Genomic DNA, 22,640 nt, shown 5'->3' with positions numbered 1-22,640 from the left:
ATCAGTGTTGTTGCGACGCTCCGCGCGTGACCAGGCGACGCAGGCCCTGGCCGATGCGGCCGAGCAGGCCCGGCTTCGCCTGTTCGGCGACCGGCTTCGGTGCGGCGTGTTCATGCTTGCCACCGGCGTTGTCGCGACGCGGCGCGCGTTGTTGCGTCGAAGCGTCCTGTTGCGGGACTGCGGCGCCATCGACCGGACGACCCTTGCGACGACGGCGACGCTTGCGCGGCGCCTTGTTCTCGTCGCCTTCCGCGGCGGCGACCGAAGCCGCCGGCTTGGCATCCTGCTGTTCCGGACGCGGACGCGGCGGACGTGGTTGACGAGGCTCGTTGCCATCGCGACTGCCTTCCGCGCGACGACGCGGGCCCGTCGAAGAACCGCCGCCACTACGCGAACGACCACCGCCGCGCTTGGCCTCGTCGGCGGCGCGCGCTTCGCGGGCTTCCTTGAAGATCGTGCCGATGCTGTCGTCCTCGCCACCCGCCTCGACTTCCAGCTTGGGACGTTCCGGACGCGGCAACGCGATCAGCAGCTCCGGGCTGACGCTGGCGCGCGGGATTTCCTGGCCGATATAGGCCTCGATATCGGGCAGGCCCATCGCGTAGCGCTCGCAGGCGAAGCTGATCGCGTCGCCCTCGGCGCCAAGGCGCGCGGTACGCCCGATGCGGTGCACGTAGTCCTCGGCATCGAACGGCAGGTCGTAGTTGAAGACGTGCGAGACGCCGTCGATGTGCAGGCCGCGCGCGGCAACGTCGGTGGCGACCAGCAGTTCGAGCTGGCCGGCCTGGAATTTCTTCAGCAGCGATTCGCGCTTCTTCTGCGGCACGTCGCCCGAGAGCACGCCGACGCGATAGCCGGCGCGTTCCAGCGCGCGCGCCACGCGCTCGACGAAGACCTTGGTATTGACGAAGACCATCGTCCGCGCGCCCTCGCTGCGCGACAGCAGGCCGAGCAGCAGCGGCAGCTTTTCGTCGTCGGCCGGGAAATACAGGTGCTGGCGCACGCGGGCGGCGGTGACCGTCTCCGCTTCCACCACCAGCTTCTCGGGCTCGTTCATGTGCTCGTAGGCGAGCTCGAGCACGCGATGGCTCAGCGTCGCCGAGAACAGCAGGGTCTGGCGTTCGGTGCGTGCCGGCATCCGGCGCAGCAGGAAGCGGATGTCCTTGATGAAGCCGAGATCGAACATGCGATCAGCTTCGTCGAGGATGCAGACCTCGCAGGCGTGCAGGCTCACCACCTTGTGCTGCTTGACGTAATCGATCAGGCGGCCGGGGGTGGCGATGATGATGTCGGCGCCGCGCTGCAACTGCTCGCGCTGCTTGTCGTAATCGACGCCGCCATAGACCAGCGCGAACTTCAGGCCGAGATCGGAAGCGAACTTCACGGCATCCTTGTGGATCTGGATCGCCAGCTCGCGGGTCGGCGCCAGGATCAGCGCGCGCGGATCTTCCGGCTTGCGCTCGGCCATCGCCGGGCGGGTCAGCAGGCGGTTGATCGCGGCGATCAGGAAGGCCAGCGTCTTGCCGGTGCCGGTCTGGGCCTGGCCGGCGACATCGCGTCCGGCCAGTGCGACCGGCAGTGTCAGCGCCTGGATCGGGGTGCAGCGGTTGAAACCGGCGGCTTCCAGGCCCGCGAGCAGCGAGGGATGCAGGTCGAAGGAAGAGAAAGCGACGTCGGTCAGCGGTTTGTCGGACATGAAGGTTCTTATGGGGATTTCTGGGCGCGAAGGGCGCTCGGGATGGGCAGCCACGCGCTGGGCGGGTGCCGGAAGCGGCTTTCAGGGAGGCGCGCCGGGGTCTTGAAGCCGGCGTGCAAGCCCACACATCTTAGCAAGTCGAACCTGCAGCCGCGTCACAGTTGCTGCGACCGGGACATGCGAAGCTATCCGCGTCCCTTTTCCGACCCGCCCCCATTCCGGAGTGTCCATGAGCAGCGCCAACGTTTTCCATGCCACCGACAAGGACTTCGACGACCTCGTCCTCAAGTCCGACCAGCCCGTGCTGGTGGATTTCTGGGCGCCGTGGTGCGGTCCCTGCAAGATGATCGCCCCCAGCCTCGACCAGCTCGCCGACACCTATGAAGGCAAGGCCAAGGTGGTGAAGGTCGACATCGAGGCCAACCCGCAGCTGGGCATGCGCTTCAACGTCCGCAGCATCCCGATGCTGGTGATGTTCAAGGGCGGCCAGATCGCCGCGACCCAGATGGGCGCGCCGCCGAACGTGAAGTCGGTGCTGTCCCAGATGATCGACCGCGCGGTCGCCTGATCGCCCCCAATCCTGAATATCTGTCGGCGCCCGCTTGCCGCGGCGCGCCGGCAGTGCTAGTTTCTAGGCGTCCGGCGCGCCTGTCCGTTCCATTCGACATCTCCGCCGCACCCATCTCGTTGCACCGAATCCATTCCTGAACCACTCCGCCGGCCCCGTGCCGAGCGCTCGCCATTGCGAGGATTCCCCTTTGTCCGAAGAAGAAATCAAGCCCGCCCCGAAGCGTCGTGGCCGTCCGCCCAAGGTACGTCCCGAAGCCACGGAAGCCGCTCCAACCCCCGTCGCCGTTGAAGTCGCGGCGCCCGCCCCCACCCCGCCTCCCGCACCCGCGCCGACCCCGGCGCCCGTCGCCAGCCAGCCCAGCGCGCCCGCGCAGTCGCACGCCAACACTGGCGATGGCGAACAGCAGCAGGGCGGCAATGGCGGCCAGCAGCAGAACGGTGGCCCGCGCGAAGACGGCCAGCGTTTCAACAACAACAATCGCCGCGAGCGCTTCAAGAATCGCCGCGAACGCCAGCGCGACCGCTATCGCGACCAGGGCCTGCCGACCGACGATGACGGCCAGCAGAACGGACCGCCGCCCTCGGCCCGGCCGATGCCGACCATCCCCGATGGCTTCCCCCAGTACTCGCTGGGCGACCTCAAGCGCATGCCCGCCCAGAAGCTGCTCGACATCGCCGAGCAGTTGCAGATCCATGAAGGCGTGGCCCGCGCGCGCAAGCAGGACATCATCTTCGCCCTGCTGAAAGTGCTGACCCGCCACGGCGAAGGCGTCGCCGCAGACGGCGTGCTGGAAATCCTGCCCGACGGCTACGGCTTCCTGCGCGCGGCCGAGGCCAGCTACCTGGCCGGCCCGGACGACACCTACATCTCGCCGAGCCAGATCCGCCGCTTCAACCTGCGCACCGGCGACCACATCGCCGGCCGCATCCGCTGGCCCAAGGATGGCGAACGCTACTTCGCGCTCAACATCGTCGACACCATCAACGGCGAGCCGATCGAAGCCAGCAAGAACAAAACCCTGTTCGAAAACCTGACGCCACTGTTCCCGCGCAAGCGCTTCAAGCTCGAACGCGGCGACGGATCGTCGGAAGACATCACCGGCCGCATCCTCGACCTGATGGCGCCGCAGGGCAAGGGCCAGCGCGCGCTGATCGTGTCGCCGCCGAAAGCCGGCAAGACGATGATGATGCAGCAGATCGCCACCGCGATCACGACCAATCATCCCGACGTCCACCTGATCGTCCTGCTGATCGACGAACGCCCGGAAGAAGTGACGGAAATGCAGCGCACCGTGCGCGGCGAAGTCATCTCCTCCACCTTCGACGAACCGGCCGCGCGCCACGTCCAGGTCGCGGAAATGGTGATCGAGCGCGCCAAGCGCCTGGTCGAGCACAAGAAGGACGTGGTGATCCTGCTCGACTCGATCACCCGCCTCGCCCGCGCCTACAACAACGTGCTGCCTTCCAGCGGCAAGGTGCTGACCGGCGGCGTCGACTCCAACGCGATGCATCGCCCGAAGCGCTTCTTCGGCGCGGCGCGTAATGTCGAGGAAGGCGGTTCGCTGACCATCATCGCCACCGCACTGGTCGATACCGGCAGCGCGATGGACAAGGTGATCTACGAGGAGTTCAAGGGCACCGGCAACTCGGAAGTGCACCTCGACCGTCGCATCACCGAGAAGCGCGTCTACCCGGCGATCGGCGTCAACCTCTCCGGCACCCGTCGCGAGGACCTGCTGATCGAGCCCGACCTGCTGCAGAAGATCTGGATCCTGCGCAAGCTGCTGCACCCGATGGACGAAATCGCAGCGATGGAATTCCTGCTCGACAAGATGAAGAACACCAAGTCCAACGACGAGTTCTTCAGTTCGATGAAGCGATAATCCACCGAAAAGCGGTTGAAAAAGGGCCTTTGGACATCCAGAGGCCCTTTTTATTTAAGGTCTTGTATCTATTCAAGGCTCCGGTCAAAGCCCAAAGTTTGACCACCAACCTTGACCACCAGACAGTTCTAAGTCCCTTCCTGAGCGGATGGGAAAATGAGCAAGAAACGATATCTGCAGCAACTGGGCCACTCTTGGCACATCCGCATCAAGGTGCCTGTAGGGCTACGCGACAAGGTTGGGAGCACGCACATCGATGCGCTCTCCATACCCGTGACCTTGATGAAGCCAATCGCCTGAAATAGCCTGCAATCCTTCAAGCACACCAGCACATCGAAGCATTGGCAACGGGCTCCACCTCTGAACTGTGCTTCTCACGGCCGAGGGCGACCTCGTTGGTCTTAACCCCGCAGCAGTTGGACCCCAACCCCAGCTACAAATCCCAACCTTCGGCCTGCATCAGGTCTGGATGCCCTCTCTGAAGAATGGGCAGTGACGAGTACGGTGAAGACCGTCCAATTTCAGCGCAAGCAGGTCTACAAGGAGTTCGGACTCACCTTGGTAGCAACTCTGCGGCCCAACTGCCGTCACAGACTCTCTGGCGGATGTATACGTCGATGAATGCCTGCTCAAAGTCCCCCGATAGTTTCAGCACCCGTAGACGCAAGCCAAGCGCACTAGCCGCGTTGCTCCGACAACGGTGAAACAGCCAAGCCCAAGAAGCGTGCCTACACCATGTCTGAACTGGTGAAGCTGCTCTCAGGCACCCCCACCTACCCCGCGTTGCGAGAAGCCATGGCGCTTGGCTTGTTTGGGGTGCCTACATAGATGAAATCTGCTGCCTAACCCGTAGCGACATTCGCATATCTGGTGGCTACGGCCACATCCACATTAACAAGAGCAAATCCAATGCAAACAAATGATGCCATTAAGTGCTTTGGCAGATATCCATCAATATTTTGATTTCTATTAGAAACCTATTTAATCAATGAACTGTTGATTTCCAGATGTATAGCGGCAGCCATGGAACTTGGCTATAAATGTCAAATCGAATATGGAGAACTAGTGGATGAGCGGAAGACGACAGCATTATCTCCCTCAGTTCCTTCAGCGAAATTTTCAATCACGCAAAAATAGAGATGCTCATTACGTTTATGTCCACAGAAACCAAGGTAGCTTTCTGACAAATACGAGCAACATTGGACATGAGAGGGATTTCTACGGGAATCCAGAAGAAAGCACTGCAGATGAAAATATTACGCGAGCAGAAACCGTCCTTGGTGAAATTCTTAAACGGGCTTTGTCTAATGGACAGGTAGCGCAGTCCGAATATGCCCTTCTTGTTGCTTCAATCTCCATCAGAACAAAGAAAATGCGGGATGCGCTAAAAAACGCAGCCCCTCAGATCATTAGCGCAATGTCCACAGCAATCAATGCCAAGAAGCTTGCTGAAGAAGAATATGACAAATTCTTTAGTGACAAGAGGGGGATTGATGACTTAATAGATATTGAACTCGGAAAGGTCCACTTGAATAGGAACCAGCGTGCAACATTCAAAGCCATAGCACGAGCACAGCTAGTTCAAGAGGCAAAATCTTGTCGAAATGAAACAATTGACCGTATTGTGAGTGAATTCCGAGGATTCTTTGAGCGACTTCTAAATGAATCTGAAAACATTGCTGACCAGTCTTTCTTAAAAATATTCAAAGAATCTTCTGTTCCAGACAAACGGGTCACACTATTTGAGCAGCTTATTTATGAAACATATGCTGCTTCTGATTCCGAATTTTTTATATTAGGCGACTGTGGGGTTGTAGCAATTCAGTCAGATGGCAAAGTGAAATTGGCACTAGGCGACGTTGACGATCAACTGACCATGGATGAGGTGTGGCTGCCATTGTCTCCGAAAATTGCAGTTATTGGCCGAAGGCCCGGAAATATTACTAAGCGATCAGCAAGCGAAATCAACATGCTATCCGCTCTGTTATCTAGTGAGTTCTTCCTGAGCCATATGCCCGATGATGGGCAGTTCAAAGAATTAAAGGAATTGATTGGCTCAGCCGAACCACTTCTGTCAACCGAAGAGCTCCTGGCCATTTCTGCATAACCCTCTCCTACGATCATGTCGTTAATACACAGTTGGGCATGCCATGTCAGATTTCAGTAAATTAATTGACTCTCTCAATCGGCATATCGGAACATATCACCCTGTTACGGCGCGCGACGAGACTAAGTGGTTTCCGGGAAATGAAGCCGCCAGCTTACTTCTTCAGTCTCAGCATATTTGGGAAGACCTGCTAATTCTTGCTTCTATCCATCGAAACACGACCGACAATTACGCTAAAAAATTGATCCTCAAGTATGTGTTCATGGAAACGAAATCACTTATTGAGGTATTCGATAAACTGTGTGCAATTGTTGCGAAGACCAGCATATTTGACCCCTATGAACGACATGGGCACCGAGAGATCACCGCACAAGAGAAAGAACAGGCTTTCTATCTCAACAAAGAATTTTATCGCGCAAGAAACAAAACAGAAAAAGCGATTACAGAAATTCGTGACAACATTTCTGCGCACAGAGGTAATTTAAAGTGGCACGAGGTCCAGAAGTTCTGGGATCAAGTTAGCCCGGAGACACTGCAACCAATTTTTGATGCATTCCCACCAGCATTTGATCATTTGAAAGATCTTGATCTTTACGAGTGGAATCGACGCACAGAGGATGGCTGCATGGAATTTATAACTACTCAATGGCGGCCAGAGTACAAACTCGGATGACGTTACCCCGTTTAGGTTGATGACATTTCCGTGCAGTCTCCTTGGCATCGGATGTCCCTACCGATTATTCCGTCGCCACGTGACACATCTCAACCAGCTCGCTTTCCAAGATCATCATGAAGACTATCTCCCAAGCAGTCCGTGACATAGAAGAACGCACTGGCGTTCCCGAAGGATTTTTTGACAATTTAAAATCCGAGGACGACTGGTCATTCATTATAAAATCACACGCTCTTATTGAGGCATCTTGCTCTCAATTGTTAACTGAAAAATTTGAGAATCGCGAACTTCTTGATGTCTTTTCCAGGCTAGAACTTGGCGACAAGCAATCAGGGAAGATTGCATTCATCAAATCTTTGGAGCTTTTAGAATCCCCCGAGAGACGATTTATTTCCAGCCTGTCTGAACTTCGAAATATGCTTGTTCATAATGTTCGATTTACTAATTTTGATATTTCTACTTACGTCCATGGATTAGATAAGCAACAAAAGAAGTCTTTTGTGCAAAATTTTGGCTACGCTTATCTTCCAGAAAAAGAGGACGAAGACTATGAGTCTGACTTTCAAACCATTATCAAGAAGCCAAAAGAGACCATCTGGAAAGGGCTCAAGCTTGTCCTTGCAATCTTAAGCCTTCAAATAGAATCCATTGAGCTTAAGCGGCAGATGGACCAACATTTACGCGGCGTTGGTCGCATTGCTAAAAGGCCAGTCCTCATAGCTACAAAAGCTTAATCTGGATGGCGATCTTTTACGTAATCCCTAGATTTTCTCTAGGGTTTGATTAGCAAAGTTTAGGTTGACTGTTTTGTATCAAATTGACAGTTTGTGTAACAGTTTCAATTTTGCGCCCAAGCAATAAAAAATTTTCGATGTCTGCAGGACGTACTTCATTTATTTGAGCAATGTCTCGCCTCAGGTCTTCCCTCAGCTCCATCAGCAGTCGACCCAACACATTGCGCCCAACGAGCTCCCCATCATCATTTTCCAAAGCACCCCAGAAATCATCCTTTCGGGATAGTTCCACTATTTGTTTTTGGTTACTGGACAATAATAAAGTGCAGAAACTATCTTGATTCTGGCAGGCTTTAACTCTCAAACACCAGCGCATCACATTGACTCGTACGCGAATCCAATCCTCTCTGGACTCAGAGCGCCAGTCTTCGCTGACCCTTTTCGCGTACATAGGGGTTGGCTGTTGAATAATTTCCCGTTGAACTTGGGGGAGATGGGGAAATCGACATGCTTGATATAGGGCTTCAGAAGATGGGATGAATATTCCGTTTACGGACAATGGATACCCCGAAGCCATGTTTGATAGCCCACCAAACGCCTCTTTTGTTTTGTAAAAGACAATCGAATCATCTCTAGAGTAAGCTCGTAGCTGACTCAATTTCGCCTTTTTGTCTTGCCCGTTATCAAGCGAAGTCATCAAAGATATTTTCCAGTGACCAGTAAGTTCTACGCTTCAAAAGTGGATACCAGTTTAGAGCAGGCGTAGTCATGCCTCCATTGCCCCACCACAGCGCGAGCGGAGCATTATTTGGGCAATTCCTATAGGTCACGATTAAGGTACCAAAGCCTGCCCCAAAGGAACCGAAGCCTAGTGGACGAAAATAATTCTTCTCTTCTGCCATGCCTGCCTTTATCTTTGCTCCCGCAATAAAGAACTCAGTTTCGAGAATTTCTCGTCCATCTTCAGACGAGAATGGCCAACAGGCCGACCCTGCAACACGAAATTCCATCGGGTATCTAGTGACCGCAAGAGCGGCAACATAAGCCTGTACTTCTGACGAGTCGGGAGCGACCACGGGCCAAAGAACGTTTGAATTATTTTTATAGGCTTTGCGATTTTCAACTTTCGCAGAGCGCCAGTATTTGATTGTGATGTTCTTTCCAGTCTCACCAATAATTGCCAGGAGCTTATCCCTCGACCAGTAATAGCCGCTCATGTGAAACGCGATAACAATGATATGAAGCGTAGCAGTAGCTGGCGCACACTCTCGTATCCATACGCTCAGGTCAGTAATAGCTCGTGACCCAGAGAAAATGACATCATCAAGATAGATGTAGTCCCCTGTCATTGAGCCGCACTGAGACGCATCTATACCATATCGTTGCTCAAGGCTTGCCCTGAGTAGACCAACCATTTCTTGCTGGCTTCGCCCATTCCGTTGTACCTGCAAGACATTCGCAGCACCCCAATACTGCGAAGGATTGGAGCCCGATAATTCCTGATTAACCAACAGGCCATCCAAGAAACGAATTACCGCTTCCTTAGTTATAAATGTCTGCCCGATGACATGGGCGAATTCCCTTAAGAATGGAAGTTGATTCTCGGGCGTGAACTGACTTAGCCATCGATCGACATGCTGCGGAGTTGGGGCATCCATTTCGCCTTGCCGATATGTACCAATTGCATTTGCTACCTGGAGTAGCAGGTCATCCCTCTCCGTCATTCCCCGCCCCCGTACCTGATGACTGCTGGCCAATATGCGCTATTGGCATTGTCGATTGCGAATTGGGATTTCCCCGTTTGCATACCATGATGGCCGGGAAGACTACGGTGCCGCGCTGCCCTTGTCGGAGACCAGCTTGATCTTGCTGTCGATCATTGGCATGACGACGCTTCCCGCGACGTCGGATACGCCAATCCAGCGATCCGGATTGCGGACCAGCCATGAAGCGACGTTGCGTCTGCTGCGTTGCTCGAGGCGCCAAACGCCTTCGTTGTTCAACATCGCACCCTGTATGTGAAATTCGATCGGGAACGCGATCGCAAAATGGTCATCGTCACCCAACTTGGCACCGGAGCCCGGGGAAAACTTGACGCCCCGTACGAACTTCAGCGCCACCTCTTCGAGCTGTTTCCTCGCATCGTCCAGCGTCTTGCCATCACCACGGACGTTGTAGAGCGTGGATTGCGCGACCACGGCATCGGCAACCGTGCCGTTCGGGTTGACGTACAGGTGGGTCATCACCGAACCACTCACGCCAGCCTGCACCAATGCGGTCGGGTACACAGGCGATCTCGGCTGCGACACGAGACAGCCTGTGTTTTCGCATTTGAGCTTGCCATCCTTGCCCAGGTCCGCGGCTCTCTGCATCACGTCCTGCATAGATGACGTAGAAATTTCATTGAAACGCGCGTTGTCCACGGAAATCACATAGTTGTCGGCATCCTTGGCGCGCGCGCCAAGCGTCATCTGGAATTTGCCCCTCAAAACAATCGGGACTCCATCCTTGACGAACGGCTGGAATTTCCATCCAGCAATGGTTTTGTCGACGAATTCCGCGATTTTCGGATCCACCTGGGTTTCGATGCGATGCGACTTCACCAGACCATCGGATCCAATCATGATTTCACCACGCACACGCATGGTCATCACGGTTTCAGCCGATGCCTGCACGACTGTCGTGTTGTTGCGATCCTCCGCCTGCACCTTCATTACCGGGCACGCCATGACCGCCAACACGAATGCAGCAAAGATGCCTCGCTTCATCATCCCCTCCTTCTCCAACCCGGCCTAGGGCGCTTTCGCCGAATCGGACGCAAGCTTGTACGGACTATCTGCCATGGCGATGAATCCGCCACCTGATGTATCGGAAACCCCGACCCAGCGATCCGGATCATTGACCAGCCAGGACGCCAAGTTCGCCTTGCCGCGCTGTTCGAGACGCCAGACACCATCATTGTCCAGGTTCATGCCCTCGATCAGGAATTCGACGGGCAAGGCGCCGACCAGGTGATTGTCGCCAACCAGCGGACTTCCCGTGCCGGGCGTGAAACGGATCTGTTTCGCGTACCTGAGCACGCTCTTTTCGAGCAATTTCCGCGCATCGTCCAGGACTTTGTCGCCCCCGCGGATGTTGTACAGCGCGGACTGCCCGACCACCGCGTCGGCAACCGAGCCATCCGGGTTGAGGTAGAGATGCACGATCACTCCGCCACCCACGCCCGCCATCATCAACCCCACCGGATAACCGGGGCGCCGCGGTTCGAAGACCATGCATTCGGTGACACATTTCCGTGAGTTCTTCGCCTCGTCCTCTTTCTGCCGCTCTTCGCGGGTCATGAAACGCTTGTCCGCGAAGTGCCGGCTGTCCAGCGTCAACTCGTAGTTTTCGCTGCCCTTGGCGCGCGCAGCCAGCGTCATCAGGAAATAGGTCCTGGCATTGACCGCAACGCCATCCTGGCGATAGGGCTGGAACTTCCACTTGCCGATCACCTCATCGACGTATGCGGCGATCTTTGGATCGAGCTTCGTGGCGATGTGATGTTCCTTGACCACTCCGTCCGTGCCGAAGGTGAGGTCGCCACGCACCTGCATGGTCATCACCGATTCGGTGAGGCCACGATCGTTCGTCACCAGCGCCGGTTCTTTTGCCTGGGTCATCGCGACCGGACACGCCAGCAAGGCCAATGAGAGTGCCACCAATATCGATCGCTTCGTCATCTCGTCCCCCTCTCGTGACGGGGCGATCGTAGCATTGCTGGCGCCCGCATGAGCTGTCTTCGGCTTGAACAGGCAGCCAGACTCGTGGCCACCCTTTGCGAGCTCATTTTCTTCCGATGCCTAGCACCCGAGTTAAGCCGCCCTGATATGCGGCGACGGACAGCTGCAAACTACCAAAAGCCGTGGGCCGACGCCTCGAAGTAGGGTCGGCTTGAACGAATAGTTAGGCGTCGCTTTCGTTCGTAACGGGCAGCTCTTCGAGCTTGCCTAAGCTCTCAAGCTTGTTAAGACGTCTGCGGCGCATTTCAGCTAAAAGCTCTGCGCCGAATGTGGTTAGAGACCAATACTCGTTGTTGTCGGCAACTGGCTTTCGCCGCTTCGATGGCTCCACACATTCGAGTGCAGCAAGATCGGCTAGCAAGCTTCGAAGTTGGTTGCGTGGTGTTGGCCAATTTGCACGCAATTCAGTGAACTGCACGCCATTGATATGCGTGGCGATGTTTTGAGCGATGTTTGTAAGCGAAAACTCCACTTGCAACTCTGGCGCAAGCAATTCGAACAATTGATACAGTGTTACTTTCTTGCCTAACTCCCACCCGGGCCCACCTTTTTTCCAATAGCTAGTTTGCACATTATTTGTGCGCATAGTTGCAACGACATCTGCTATTCGAGCCGCAACGCCTTCCACTGCTTCGAACGTCTCTAGACGGGATCGCAGTTCAGCATTCTCAGAGCTAAGTCGAACTATTTCCTTCGCCGCAGCTGTATCCTGCACTTGCGATGCTCTGACCCATCCTTCTCGAGGGTATGCGTTGAAGGCTTTCATTAGTGCAATGGAGCATCGACCATAAAGATCTTCGCCGTTCTTCCAAAAACTCACAGGCTTTAGCTTTACCTTATCTTTGAACGACTTGAGGCGACGGATGGCTGCCTCATCTGTGTCGGAGCGCTCTCTAGGCCATGGAGCGCCGTCGTCAAGAATGAATCCGAGAGTAGGGACCTGTTGAGAAATAGCGTAGTCGTATTCTTTCTCGGTGTAGCTCAACCCAGTTGAATCACATGTTCCGTAGCAATGTGCAGCGACTACGATGTAATAGTCCGACTGGTCAATTTGTTTTTTTATGATGTTCCATTGTTCTTCATCAGCAGCGCTGAACATTTCCATCCCCACAGGGATGTGCCCCATCTCAAGAATAGCCTTGATTACGAGATCGCGTTCATCGTGGAGGTCGCGAAACGTTGAGCTAACAAATACTTGGTATTTCGAAGACATGACTGTTCCGATTTATTGAGTGACGCCTAACACCTGAGTTAAGCCGTGCTACGAAGCGACGTAGGTTTGAACGATTAGTTAGCCCGCACCAAATGAATCAATGCGGAAATCGCAAATAAATTAAGGCCAATGACAATTCCGCCAGCAGGATTTGAGTTGAAGTGAAGATCAAACCCAGCTCCTGCGTTTAATGCGAACCCTATCGATCCACCGCCATTGAGGTTCATTCGAAGTAGCGGCGCCATTTGGATGCCAGTAAACCATTGAAAAGTGACTGGGGTGGTTAGAACCATTGGAATTTGTGAGGCATAGAGAACTGGAGCCCATTTGCGGCCGATTGAAGTGTTTTTCCACCGCTGCTGCCCGATATATGCAGAAAAAGAAAAGGCAGCGATAAACAAAAGAAGGAACAATAGATTGGCTAATCCAGCGTCTCGCCTCACATAGAGATTCCAGCAGGAGATAAGCACCCCGAAAATGCCACCGAGAAAAAGGGCTGCTGAATAGATCTTTGTGAGCATCGGCATTGAGTATTTGTCGCCTGTTCGCAATTCTTCAACAAGATGTGCGGCTAACCCCGCGGCCATCCCTTCGCAAGCTCTTCATTCCTCGATGGAGCTTTGATCTCCCAGCTTGGAATACAAAGCCACAACAGTATTCCCCCAAGAATCGTCCCGATCGGGAAAAGGATGAGTTCGACCGCGGCTAATCCGATCGTGAACATCTTTCCGAGAATGCGTCCGGTTTCACAAACTCCGCCGATTACGATGTGCAAAATCGGAACGACCGAAAAATAGGCAATCGTACGCAAGGCTTCCCCTGCATCACGCTGCACAAGGAAAGCGATAACAACGGAAACAATGAGCCAAACGGCTGCGATCAAGTAGTGGGCCTTGGCAAGCTTCTGGTTGGCAAGCATAAAGTTTCTCCCTCGAAACAACTTCGGCTTCAAATGATTGAAGCCCACCAATCAATACTTGGAATCTCTCCAATTGACGCTGGTGACCATGCAAAGAGCTGAATGAAGCACCTCTTCTTTGTCTCGATAATGAACCCCATAGAGTCGCCCTCCTTTCGAAGAACCATCCTTTGGAAACGGCGGCACCTCTGACGCGATCAAGATCAAAGCTATACGCAACCACCCGACTTCCGATCACCAAGGTAACGTTATCAAAGCGACAACTGCGAACAAGCCAATATCATGCGCTCAACTCAAATTTACTGCACCATTTGCCCGGACTGGCGCCCGAAGGTTCCTTGTGGCATCGGCCTCGGATCGTAATTCGCTGCATACGTGGGATTTGCAGCCCTTGCTTTCTGAATCGCATCCAGCGCCTTGGTGAGAACCGACGGCGGAATTCCGTCACTGCTGCCCGCAGCACTTCCTTTCATGGGGTAGAGATCGTAGAGCATTTGCCCTGCGCGATAATCGCCCATCAGGTAGTTTTGCATGAGATAGGACGCCGCAGTCTGGCGCTTGGCTTCATCTTGGCTCCAGACCTGATGCGCAGCCATGTCTGCTGAATCCGGCATGGAAGCATTGGCCGGAGTGATGCCCTGGGATTCATAACGCGCCAGCAGGTAACGCGCCGGAATCGAATTGTCCTTGTTCACGAGATTGCGTAACGCCGAAGCAGCCGTGTTGCCCTGCCCGCTGTCGATCAGCTTTTCGGCCAGATACAGTAGCGCCGACCGATCCCCTTGCTTGGATCGGCTTCTCAATTCGTCCTCGGACATCGTCGACAAACGATTGCGTTCGCTATTACTGAGGAAACCCTTGCGACTGAGCCAGTCAGCTTCGGCGGGCGTCAGGGCGACGCCATACAGCTCCGCCGGTTGCCCGATGACATGTCCATCTTGTGTTGTAGTCACGGTGGTATTTTTTTGCCTCGGCAACTCCCCGAATTCCTGCCTCCACTTGCCGCCCAGGGAAGAAGCATCCGCATCAGAGGCATTTGTCATGGCCTCTTTGTTGCCAGCGCCTTGTGGCGCTTCAGATACAGTCGGGCTCGGTTGTTTCGCACAGCCGAAAAGCATGGTCATGGCCGCAAATACCAGAAGCGCCAACACTGCAGTGTTTCTCGCGTTTTTCATGTCGAACTTCCACACGCCAACATGACATCGGTGCGCAATGCGACACAGAAAGACTCACGCAACAGCAATTGCTGATGCACTTTCAGAGAGTTGGTTGAGTTTTGATAGTTTACGGACCAGCCCGGCGAGAAAGGCCCAGCATTTGTACCGAGACTTACGCTTCCGCTGCCATCTGTTTTCTTATTAATTGCACCGGTCATCTTGTCGATGATGCCTTGCTTGGTAGCCTGATCAATGGCAGCTGTCACTTCTGACGCCATTACATTGACCGCGCCGACACAATCGAAGAATGGTGCGTTGTATGCGCCATTGGCGCCCTGCATCACGCAAGCATCCGCCAAGCCGTTGAGCAGAAATGGACCATAATCTGAAGGGTCGCCTCCCGTTTGATTCATTTTATTTTCGTAGGCAAGTAGCGTGGAAATGAACTTGTCCGACGCTGGCCCGTAAACAAGACTGTCTTTCGACCATGTAAGCGCCCTGTTCAAGCCGCTCCCCGGATCGTAGGTGCTTGGGTTGTAGTTCAGAGGATTGCTTTCCGATCCGCCCAGGGAACATCCGCTTTGCTTGAAGGCTTGTTTCGCTGCCGGACAATCCGAATCAGAACCGTCGCCGCTCCCGATCGAAGCAACGGCAGGCGGTGGGGTGGGTTTGGACATGAGCTGGGCAAACGCATCGAATTGTTGCGGAGTCAGGTTGTTGTTCACTGCTCGCGGCCCGGTCACCACAATCGGCGGAAATTCCTGAGTCTGCGCGGAAACACTCGGTGAAACCGCGCACGCAAAAACCAAGCACAGAAGTGCTTTCGCAAAATTCATAACTCCCCTCCAGGATTTATTTATATAGCCGCACTTTTATGAAAGTGCGTCGCAATTTTCGCTTTCAGTTTTTGATTTTGTCAACCTGTCAGATCTGCCAAAATCTGAATTCTTCAGCGATCCTGCGGCCGCAGCATGCGCGCCATCGTCAGGTCATGCCCGCTTGCTGTCGGCGCCGCTTCTGCAAGTTCGGCAGCAACGTCGACGAAGCCGCGCATCAATGCGATATCGCGCGGCGTGCGGTTGAGGCGATCGCGTTGTCCCAGCGGCGCACCGCTGTCGCGCAGGCGTCGCGCCACCGACATCAGCCCGTGCAGCGCGGCGATGTGCAGCGGACCGAAACCACGCGGATCCTGGGCATCGAGTTGCACGTCTTCGTCGAGCATGCGATCGAGCCCGGCAAGGATCACTGCTTCGTCGCAACCGGTTCCCGGCTCGGCGCGCGCGCCGAGCAAGAGCAGCAACGGCGTGACGCCGGCTTCCGCGCGCGCGTTGGCGTCGGCACCGGCGAGGAGCAAGGTATCGAACAGCGTGACCAGTCGCGTGCGATCGCGCGCGGTGAAGCCATAAAGCGCAGCGCAGTGGATCGGCGACAGTCCCTGCGGATCGGCGGCAGCGACATCGGCGCCGGCGCGCAGCAACCGCGTGACCATTTCCGGCAGTCCAAGCGCGGACGCCAGCATCAAGACCGTCACCTCGCCCGGCAGGCGCTGGCCGAGATCGGCGCCGGCGGCGAGCAGGCGATCGACCACCACGGCGTGGCGCATGCTCACCGCCGCCGACAACGGCGTGGCGCCGGTGCTGGCGCTGAGCCCGACATCCGCGCCATGCGCGACCAGTTGCTCGACTGCATCGACATGACCACCACCGGCGGCACGCAACAACGCGCTGCAACCCTGTGCATCGAGCGCGTCGACCGCGAACCCGAGTTCGAGCAGGCGCCGCACGGCATCGCCATCGCCGGTGATTGCCGCGGCCGGCAAATCGCCAGCGCGCAAGGCGCGACCGGGCAGCGGCCAGCCACGCCAGTCGAGCCAGTCGGCAAGATCCTTGCGGCCATTGGCGAGCGCGACACCGAGCGCGGTCTGGCCATCGGGCGCGCGTGCATCGGGCTTTGCACCGACGGCGACCAGCGCGCGCACCGCGTTGGCATCGCCGCAGGCGGTGGCGACATGCAGCGCGCTCAGGCCTGATCCGTCGATTGCGCAAGGATCGACGCCACCGTCGAGCAGGCGTTGCGTCAGGCGCGGCCAATGCAGGCGGATGGCGTGGTGCAGCGGCGGATCGCCGGCACTGTCGCTGCCGAAGGGATCGGCGCCGCGTTCCAGCAGTTGCAGGGCGAAGGCTTCGTCGTGCTCGGACGGATGGGCGCGACGGGCCTGCAGGTGATTGGCGAACACGCCGGCACCGGCGGGACTGGCGCCGCGTCGCCACAACAGGTCGAGCGCCTGCGCGGCATTGGCGTCGCCGGGCGCGAGGCGCAGCAGTTGTCCGAGCAGGCTGTGGCCTTCGCGGCTGGCGTCGGGATCGGCGCCGCGCGCGAGCAGCCACGGCACCAGTTGCGGCGACGACGGCGCGAGCTCGGCGAGCATGCGGGTGAATTCGCTGCGTTCCAGCAGCGGCGCGAAACGTTCGAGCGTGGCGGTGTCGCCATCGCGCAATGCATCGCTGACGACCGCATAAGGCGGCCGGCTCGGCGCGGCGTCGTCTGCCACGACATCGCCACCGGCAACCGGCGGCGGAACGAAAGCAGGATCGAGCGCCTGCACCACCGACCAGCGGCCCAGTGCCTTGGCGCGCGCAAGCGCATCGACGCCGGCATCGTCCATCACGTCGGCGCGCGCACCCGCGGCCTGCAATACGGCGATGACATCGGCACCGGCGACTTCGCCTTCCACGGCGTGGCGCAAGGCATCGTGGCCATCGGCATTGCGCGCGGCGACATCGGCCTTCGATTCCAGCAAGGCATCGATCACGTCGCGGTGTCCGCCCTGCGCCGCCAGCATCAACGGCGTCGTTTGCGTGCCATCGCGAACATCGACGCCGGCGCCGCTGTCGAGCAAGGTCTGGACGATGGCGGAATGTCCCGCCTGCGCCGCCAGGTGCAGCGCGCTGCGTCCTTCGCCGTCGATCGCGTCCGCCACCTGCGCGCGATTGCGCAGCAGCAGCTGCACGCCGGCCGGATCGTCGTCATCGGAAGTCGCGGCGGCCAGCAACGGCGCCAGTGCTTTCGCCGGCGCAACGCTGGCGCCGCGCTCCAGCAGGAATTTGGCCAATCGCCAGTTGCCGGCGGCGCAGGCCATCGCCAGCGGGGTCTGGCCGTTGTCGTTGGCGACATCGATCGGCGCCTGGGCGTCGAGCAGCAAGGCGGCGACGCCGGGATCGGTGCTGCGCGCGGCGTGGTGCAGCGGCGTGTTGCCCTGCGGATCGGTGGCGCGGACATCGGCGCCATTGGCGAGCAGCATCGCCACCGCATCGGGACGGCCATGCCAGCTGTCGCGGGTCGCCGCCAGCAACGGGGTGATGCCGCTGGCGTCGGCATCCAGCGAAACGCCGTGGGCGATCAGCGTGCGCAACAGGCGCAGGTCCGGCAGCACCGCGGCGAGGATCGGCAGGCGGCGCTGGTCGCGATCGTCCGCGGCCGGCAGCGCATCGGCGCGCGCGCCGGCATCGAGCAGCGCCAGCGCGCGTTCGACGCGACCGCTGCGGGCAGCGGCGTGGAGTTCGCGATCGAGTTCGTCATTGCCGGTGGTCGCGGGAAGATCGACCACGGCGTCGGCCGCGGCTTCATCATCCAGATGCAATTCCGGCAAGGCATCGAGGCTGACTGGTTCAGCATTGCGGGCAGGCGCAGGCGCCGGCATCGCCTTCACCTCTTTCGCCACCTGCTGGATGCGCGCCGAGAAGCGCAACACCGGCAGCAGTAATGCCAACAACACCGCCATCGCCCAGCGCAGCGATCCGCTGATCACGCCCGGCCACGCCAGCACCAGGACCAACGCGACCACGCAGGCCACCGCGACCGCGGGACGCAAGCCATTCCAAGCCCAGCGCCGCGCCGGGTCGCGTTCGCCCAGGGCATGGTGGAAGGCGAAGCGGGCGTCGCCGGCATCGCTGGTCCACAGCGGCCAGACCCGCCACGCCAGGATCAAGCCGATCGCCGCGGCCAGCCCGAGGCCGAGCGCAGCCGGCAACGAACCGGACGCCATCAATGCATGCAAAGGCCATGCCGCAAGCGCCGCGCCAACCACCACGGCGGCGGCCCAGACCAGGACGTGGCTGGCGATGACCCGCGGGGCACGATCTGCCGGATTGCCGCGCAAAGGCCAGGCGCTGGCCAGCAGGCCACTGCCGACGGCGCCGCCGATCGCGGCGATCCAGCCGCCGAATCCGGTCGCGAGCAGGGCCAGTACCCCGGTGGCAGCCGCCACCCAAGGCATCGCGGATTGGCCTGTCACAGCCAGGCGCTGGTCAGGCATCCGTCCCCCAGTCCGAGGTCATGGGATCGAGCGGCAAATCCTGCGGCATCTGCAGGTGAAAACCGCGGCTGGCCAGGTTCGCCATCACCTCTTCGGGGTTTTCACGCGCCAGTTTGCGCTCGGGCTTCAGTTCGGTTTCCAGCACGAATTGCAGGGGACCGAGTTGCGTACGCAACGCCTCCGGCAGCTGGGCGCCCTCGTCGCGCGCGGCGAGGAAGACATAGGTATCGACCTTGCGGGTGCTCTTGTAGACGTAGGCGCGCATGCAACTCTTCCGGAATCCCGGGAATTGTGGGGGAAGCGTCGTCACAAGGGAACCGCCGATTCAGATTTGCTTGCGTTAGCCTAGGCGATCTTCACGCTCCGGAATCGACCTCGCCATGATGCGCGGACCCTTGATGCGCGCGAACACCGTGTTGCTGCTGTGCACGGCATGGCTGCTGGCGTTCGCCAATTTCAGCGCGTGGAAACTGCTGGCGGGACTCGATCCCGGCGGCCTGCCGCACTGGCTGTTCCTGCTCTGCCTGGGCGTGCTGCTGGCGATGACCATCCTCGTCCTGCTGCTGCCGCTGTCGTTCAAGTGGGCGATCAAGCCGTGGCTGGTGATCGTGCTGCTGTGCGCCGCCGCCGCCGCATTCTTCATGGACGATTTCGGCGCCGTGGTCGATCGCCATACCCTGCGCAGCGTGTTCGAGACCAACGCGCGCGAGGCCGGCGAATGGGTGTCGTGGCGGATGGCCTGGAAGATCGGCGCGGCCGGCGTGTTGCCGGCGCTGCTGGTGCTGTGGACGCGAATCGACTGGCAGCCGTTCCCGCGCGAGTTGTGGTCGCGCGCGAAACTGGCGCTGGTCGTGATCGTCGCGAGCGCCGTGGCGATCGGCATCGGCGGACGCGGCGTGGCATCCAGCCTGCGCAACCAGCGCGAACTCGGCCATGTCATCAATCCGATGGCGATCGCCAGCGGCCTCTACGCCTATGTCGACAATGCACGCCCGCAGGCGCCGATCGTGGTGCAGCCGCTGGGCCGCGACGCCACGCGCGCTGCAGCACCGGCAGGCGCGAAACCACAGGTGCTGGTGTTCATCGCCGGCGAATCGGTGCGCGCCGCCAGCTGGGGACTGTCCGGCTATGCGCGCCAGACCACGCCGCAACTGGCGCGGCTGCCGGTCACGAACTTCGCCGACATGCGTTCCTGTGGCACCGATACCGCGGTCTCGTTGCCGTGCATGTTCTCCAACCTTGGGCGCAAGGATTTCAGCGAACGCGCGGCCCTGGCGCGCGAAAACGCGCTGGACGTGCTGGCCCACGCAGGCGTCGATGTCGCCTGGTTCGACAACAACACCGGCGACAAGGGCATCGCCAAGCGCGTGCACGAGACCGAGTTGCAGAACTCGACCGATCCGCAATGGTGCGGCGCGCGCAACTGTTTCGACGGCATCCTCGTCGATGCCCTGAAGAAGACGCTGGCCGAGACCCATGGCGATCGCGTGATCGTGCTGCATGTGAAGGGCAGCCACGGCCCTGCCTATTACCAGCGCTATCCGGCGGAATTCGAGCAATTCAAGCCGGTCTGCCGCAGTAACCAGCTGCAGACCTGCACGCCGGAGCAGATCCGCAACGCCTACGACAACAGCGTGCTCTACACCGATTCGATCATCGCCTCGGTGATCGCCACGCTCCGGGACGACCACGCCATCGACGGCGCGGTGCTGTTCGTCTCCGACCATGGCGAATCGCTGGGCGAAAACGGTCTCTACCTGCACGGCGCGCCCTATGCCTTCGCGCCCGACGTGCAGACGCGCATCCCGATGACGCTGTGGCTGTCCGACGGCTTCCGCCAACGCAACGGCATCGATGCCGCCTGCGTGACGCGCCAGGCCGCCCAGCCGTGGAGCCACGACAACATCTTCGACTTCCTGCTCGGGATGATGCAGGTGCGCAGCAGCGTCCAGCGTCCGCAGCTCGATCCGTTGCACGCCTGCCGCGCGCAATCGCGATAGACCTCGCGTCACCCTGCATGGCAAGCTTTGCCCCCTGAATCACAAGGGGAGGCCATTCGTGTCGAAGTGGAAACTGCTGTCACTCGGAGTGTTCGCGCTGTTCGCCATGCAACCGCTGCACGCGCAATCCGTTCAATGCGGAACCTATGCGAGCACCGCCAATGACGGCACGCCGGTCCTGACCATCGATTCGGCGACAACAGGCACCCTCGATTACGGCGACAAGATGCCGCATCCGCTCCTGCTCGAAGCCGGGACCGCCAAGCTGGCGATCTTCGACATCGAAAACGGGGTGGCGATTCCCTACGCCGTCGCCGGCAACGAACTGAAGCCCGACGGCACCATGCTCGACGGCTACCGCCTGCGCCAGGCCCAGGCCTGCCGCCCGGCGCCGCCGCGTCCGGCCAAGGCCTGCAGCAACGATGTCCAGGCCTGCAGCGAACGCGTCAGTGCCAGCGACGATCCCGCAGAACTGCGCGCGATCTGCAACGAAGGCCTGCCGTTCGCCTGCAAGGCCTATATCGATGTCCTGCGCCGCAGCGGCAATCGTCCCGCCATTCCACCGGAACCCGAGGTCTGCAAGCACGAATCGCCACAATTCAATGCGAATGCCTGCAAGGCCGAAGCCGACAAGGCGATGGCACAGGTATTGTCGAAACAGTTCAGTGCCGTGTTCGCGGCGAAATCCGCGCTTGACGACACAGCACTGGACGGCCTGCCCGCGCTGTGCCGCGACCATCCCCAGCGCGTCACCTGCAACGCGGTCGCGGATGAGCTGTGGTCGGGCGGTCGCCTGCTGGCCGCGCGCGATGCGCTGGCGATCGCCTGCCGGAACGGCAACGATGCCGACGCCTGCAAGCACGCCGATGCGCTGTCGTCGTTGACGGCGTCGAATGCAACGCTGCGCCTGGCCCAGGCCGTTCCCTGCGGCGGCTATACATCCGCGAACAACAGCATGTTCTCCGAATTCAACTTCGGCGATGCCGGCCTGGTCGATCTGGGCGGCATGGGTTCGATGCGCGCGCGACTGGTGGACGGACGCATCCATGTCCGCCACGACAAGGGCGGCGACTTCGTGTTCGCCGTGCTCGCCGACGGCCGTCTTGCCGGTCTCGACGAATGGACGCGCTACGCCGTGCTCGCGCCCGCGGGCGGACCGGCACAGTGCACGCCAGCGCGCACCTTCCGCGAAGTGCCGCTGGCGATGGATTGCCCGGCATTTTCCGCGGAAGCCGCGAAATCCTGCTGCGACGAGGGCAAGTTGCAGGGCTGCAACACGCTCGGCAACACCAGCGCGCTGGGCGGCAACTGGACAGGCGCCCTGCCCCATTACCGCAAGGTGTGCGCCGCCGGCGTCCGCGAAGGATGCGAGAATCTCGCGCAGGCGGCGATACAGGGCAACCTGCCGCAGGGCCGCGCCGACCTCGAAACGCTGTGCAAGGCCGACGCGCGCCATGTCGCCTGCGACGTCCTGGAAACCACCAATTGGGCGATGATGGGATTCGCGCAGGCGATGGAACAGGCGGCGCAGGATGCGACGGACAAGCCACGCGTCGCGCCGAAAAAGAAGAAAGGCAAACACTGATCCGAC

The 22,640-nt window shown here is 58.8% G+C and carries 20 protein-coding genes; 8 read left to right on the top strand and 12 right to left on the bottom strand.

Annotated elements, in window-relative coordinates; translation table 11 throughout:
• Position 1: 1 nt before the first annotated feature.
• On the bottom strand, positions 2-1,696 hold the full coding sequence (rhlB, locus tag ABE093_RS10995; protein ID WP_430760938.1) for an ATP-dependent RNA helicase RhlB: 1,695 nt from the start codon (positions 1,694-1,696) through the stop codon (positions 2-4).
• Between the two features lie 229 nt (positions 1,697-1,925).
• Between rhlB and trxA the strand changes: the two genes are divergently transcribed.
• The 6 genes from trxA to ABE093_RS10965 all read left to right on the top strand — a co-directional run bounded on the left by trxA (position 1,926) and on the right by ABE093_RS10965 (position 7,663).
• Positions 1,926-2,264: a thioredoxin gene (trxA, locus tag ABE093_RS10990; RefSeq protein WP_430760937.1), complete on the top strand. Its 339-nt coding sequence runs from the start codon at positions 1,926-1,928 to the stop codon at positions 2,262-2,264.
• Between the two features lie 190 nt (positions 2,265-2,454).
• Complete coding sequence (gene rho / locus ABE093_RS10985; protein ID WP_430760936.1) at positions 2,455-4,149, top strand: transcription termination factor Rho; 1,695 nt, start codon at positions 2,455-2,457, stop codon at positions 4,147-4,149.
• Positions 4,150-4,305: 156 nt separating this feature from the next.
• On the top strand, positions 4,306-4,449 hold the full coding sequence (locus ABE093_RS10980; protein WP_430760935.1) for a hypothetical protein: 144 nt from the start codon (positions 4,306-4,308) through the stop codon (positions 4,447-4,449).
• A gap of 769 nt (positions 4,450-5,218) precedes the next feature.
• A complete protein-coding gene (locus ABE093_RS10975) occupies positions 5,219-6,256 on the top strand; it encodes a DUF4238 domain-containing protein (RefSeq protein ID WP_430760934.1) in 1,038 nt (345 codons plus the stop codon).
• Between the two features lie 43 nt (positions 6,257-6,299).
• On the top strand, positions 6,300-6,929 hold the full coding sequence (locus tag ABE093_RS10970; RefSeq protein WP_430760933.1) for a hypothetical protein: 630 nt from the start codon (positions 6,300-6,302) through the stop codon (positions 6,927-6,929).
• Positions 6,930-7,045: 116 nt separating this feature from the next.
• Positions 7,046-7,663 (top strand): hypothetical protein, encoded by a 618-nt coding sequence (locus tag ABE093_RS10965; RefSeq protein WP_430760932.1) that lies wholly within the window; start codon positions 7,046-7,048, stop codon positions 7,661-7,663.
• A gap of 49 nt (positions 7,664-7,712) precedes the next feature.
• Here ABE093_RS10965 and ABE093_RS10960 read toward each other — a convergent pair whose 3' ends face one another.
• From ABE093_RS10960 to ABE093_RS10910, 11 genes are all read right to left on the bottom strand, one after another.
• Positions 7,713-8,360 carry an NADAR family protein gene (locus tag ABE093_RS10960; RefSeq protein ID WP_430760931.1) on the bottom strand — a complete coding sequence of 216 codons (648 nt, stop codon included), beginning with the start codon at positions 8,358-8,360 and terminating at the stop codon, positions 7,713-7,715.
• On the bottom strand, positions 8,347-9,321 hold the full coding sequence (locus tag ABE093_RS10955) for a phosphoribosyltransferase-like protein (RefSeq protein WP_430760930.1): 975 nt from the start codon (positions 9,319-9,321) through the stop codon (positions 8,347-8,349). The genes ABE093_RS10960 and ABE093_RS10955 overlap by 14 nt, the downstream gene beginning before the upstream one ends.
• Positions 9,322-9,489: 168 nt before the next feature.
• Positions 9,490-10,431 carry a hypothetical protein gene (locus tag ABE093_RS10950; RefSeq protein ID WP_430760929.1) on the bottom strand — a complete coding sequence of 314 codons (942 nt, stop codon included), beginning with the start codon at positions 10,429-10,431 and terminating at the stop codon, positions 9,490-9,492.
• Positions 10,432-10,455: 24 nt separating this feature from the next.
• The gene (locus tag ABE093_RS10945; RefSeq protein ID WP_430760928.1) at positions 10,456-11,364 is read right to left on the bottom strand and encodes a hypothetical protein; all 909 of its coding nucleotides are present in this window, start codon (positions 11,362-11,364) and stop codon (positions 10,456-10,458) included.
• Between the two features lie 244 nt (positions 11,365-11,608).
• The gene (locus ABE093_RS10940) at positions 11,609-12,658 is read right to left on the bottom strand and encodes a DUF4062 domain-containing protein (RefSeq protein ID WP_430760927.1); all 1,050 of its coding nucleotides are present in this window, start codon (positions 12,656-12,658) and stop codon (positions 11,609-11,611) included.
• A gap of 74 nt (positions 12,659-12,732) precedes the next feature.
• Positions 12,733-13,245, bottom strand: a complete 513-nt coding sequence (locus ABE093_RS10935; RefSeq protein ID WP_430760926.1) for a hypothetical protein — start codon at positions 13,243-13,245, stop codon at positions 12,733-12,735.
• Positions 13,230-13,577, bottom strand: coding sequence for a hypothetical protein (locus ABE093_RS10930; protein WP_430760925.1), 348 nt, complete (start codon positions 13,575-13,577; stop codon positions 13,230-13,232). Before ABE093_RS10930 ends, ABE093_RS10935 begins: the two co-directional genes overlap by 16 nt.
• Positions 13,578-13,876: 299 nt before the next feature.
• The gene (locus ABE093_RS10925) at positions 13,877-14,767 is read right to left on the bottom strand and encodes a hypothetical protein (RefSeq protein ID WP_430760924.1); all 891 of its coding nucleotides are present in this window, start codon (positions 14,765-14,767) and stop codon (positions 13,877-13,879) included.
• On the bottom strand, positions 14,749-15,570 hold the full coding sequence (locus tag ABE093_RS10920) for a hypothetical protein (RefSeq protein WP_430760923.1): 822 nt from the start codon (positions 15,568-15,570) through the stop codon (positions 14,749-14,751). The genes ABE093_RS10925 and ABE093_RS10920 overlap by 19 nt, the downstream gene beginning before the upstream one ends.
• A 113-nt stretch (positions 15,571-15,683) precedes the next feature.
• Positions 15,684-19,049, bottom strand: a complete 3,366-nt coding sequence (locus ABE093_RS10915; RefSeq protein WP_430760922.1) for an ankyrin repeat domain-containing protein — start codon at positions 19,047-19,049, stop codon at positions 15,684-15,686.
• The gene (locus tag ABE093_RS10910) at positions 19,042-19,314 is read right to left on the bottom strand and encodes a YcgL domain-containing protein (RefSeq protein WP_430760921.1); all 273 of its coding nucleotides are present in this window, start codon (positions 19,312-19,314) and stop codon (positions 19,042-19,044) included. The genes ABE093_RS10915 and ABE093_RS10910 overlap by 8 nt, the downstream gene beginning before the upstream one ends.
• A gap of 115 nt (positions 19,315-19,429) precedes the next feature.
• Here ABE093_RS10910 and ABE093_RS10905 point away from each other — a divergent pair, with 115 nt between their 5' ends.
• Together ABE093_RS10905 and ABE093_RS10900 are read left to right on the top strand one after the other, a co-directional pair.
• Positions 19,430-21,049 carry a phosphoethanolamine transferase gene (locus ABE093_RS10905; protein ID WP_430760920.1) on the top strand — a complete coding sequence of 540 codons (1,620 nt, stop codon included), beginning with the start codon at positions 19,430-19,432 and terminating at the stop codon, positions 21,047-21,049.
• Positions 21,050-21,107: 58 nt separating this feature from the next.
• Positions 21,108-22,634, top strand: coding sequence for a hypothetical protein (locus ABE093_RS10900; RefSeq protein ID WP_430760919.1), 1,527 nt, complete (start codon positions 21,108-21,110; stop codon positions 22,632-22,634).
• Positions 22,635-22,640 lie beyond the last annotated feature (6 nt).

It is taken from the genome of Solilutibacter silvestris (assembly GCF_050574925.1).
In the GTDB taxonomy this organism is placed as follows: Bacteria; Pseudomonadota; Gammaproteobacteria; order Xanthomonadales; family Xanthomonadaceae; genus Solilutibacter; species Solilutibacter silvestris_A.
The sequence above is the reverse complement of the archived record's forward strand: the minus strand, read 5'-3'. Positions and strand labels throughout refer to the sequence as shown.

Coding starts and splice junctions, on each gene's coding strand:
- rhlB (WP_430760938.1), bottom strand. CDS start 1,696: ATGTCCGACAAACCGCTGACCGACGTCGCTTTCTCTTCCTTCGACCTG.
- trxA (WP_430760937.1), top strand. CDS start 1,926: ATGAGCAGCGCCAACGTTTTCCATGCCACCGACAAGGACTTCGACGAC.
- ABE093_RS10980 (WP_430760935.1), top strand. CDS start 4,306: ATGAGCAAGAAACGATATCTGCAGCAACTGGGCCACTCTTGGCACATC.
- ABE093_RS10975 (WP_430760934.1), top strand. CDS start 5,219: ATGAGCGGAAGACGACAGCATTATCTCCCTCAGTTCCTTCAGCGAAAT.
- ABE093_RS10970 (WP_430760933.1), top strand. CDS start 6,300: ATGTCAGATTTCAGTAAATTAATTGACTCTCTCAATCGGCATATCGGA.
- ABE093_RS10965 (WP_430760932.1), top strand. CDS start 7,046: ATGAAGACTATCTCCCAAGCAGTCCGTGACATAGAAGAACGCACTGGC.
- ABE093_RS10960 (WP_430760931.1), bottom strand. CDS start 8,360: ATGACTTCGCTTGATAACGGGCAAGACAAAAAGGCGAAATTGAGTCAG.
- ABE093_RS10955 (WP_430760930.1), bottom strand. CDS start 9,321: ATGGATGCCCCAACTCCGCAGCATGTCGATCGATGGCTAAGTCAGTTC.
- ABE093_RS10950 (WP_430760929.1), bottom strand. CDS start 10,431: ATGAAGCGAGGCATCTTTGCTGCATTCGTGTTGGCGGTCATGGCGTGC.
- ABE093_RS10940 (WP_430760927.1), bottom strand. CDS start 12,658: ATGTCTTCGAAATACCAAGTATTTGTTAGCTCAACGTTTCGCGACCTC.
- ABE093_RS10935 (WP_430760926.1), bottom strand. CDS start 13,245: ATGGCCGCGGGGTTAGCCGCACATCTTGTTGAAGAATTGCGAACAGGC.
- ABE093_RS10930 (WP_430760925.1), bottom strand. CDS start 13,577: ATGCTTGCCAACCAGAAGCTTGCCAAGGCCCACTACTTGATCGCAGCC.
- ABE093_RS10920 (WP_430760923.1), bottom strand. CDS start 15,570: ATGAATTTTGCGAAAGCACTTCTGTGCTTGGTTTTTGCGTGCGCGGTT.
- ABE093_RS10915 (WP_430760922.1), bottom strand. CDS start 19,049: ATGCCTGACCAGCGCCTGGCTGTGACAGGCCAATCCGCGATGCCTTGG.
- ABE093_RS10910 (WP_430760921.1), bottom strand. CDS start 19,314: ATGCGCGCCTACGTCTACAAGAGCACCCGCAAGGTCGATACCTATGTC.
- ABE093_RS10905 (WP_430760920.1), top strand. CDS start 19,430: ATGATGCGCGGACCCTTGATGCGCGCGAACACCGTGTTGCTGCTGTGC.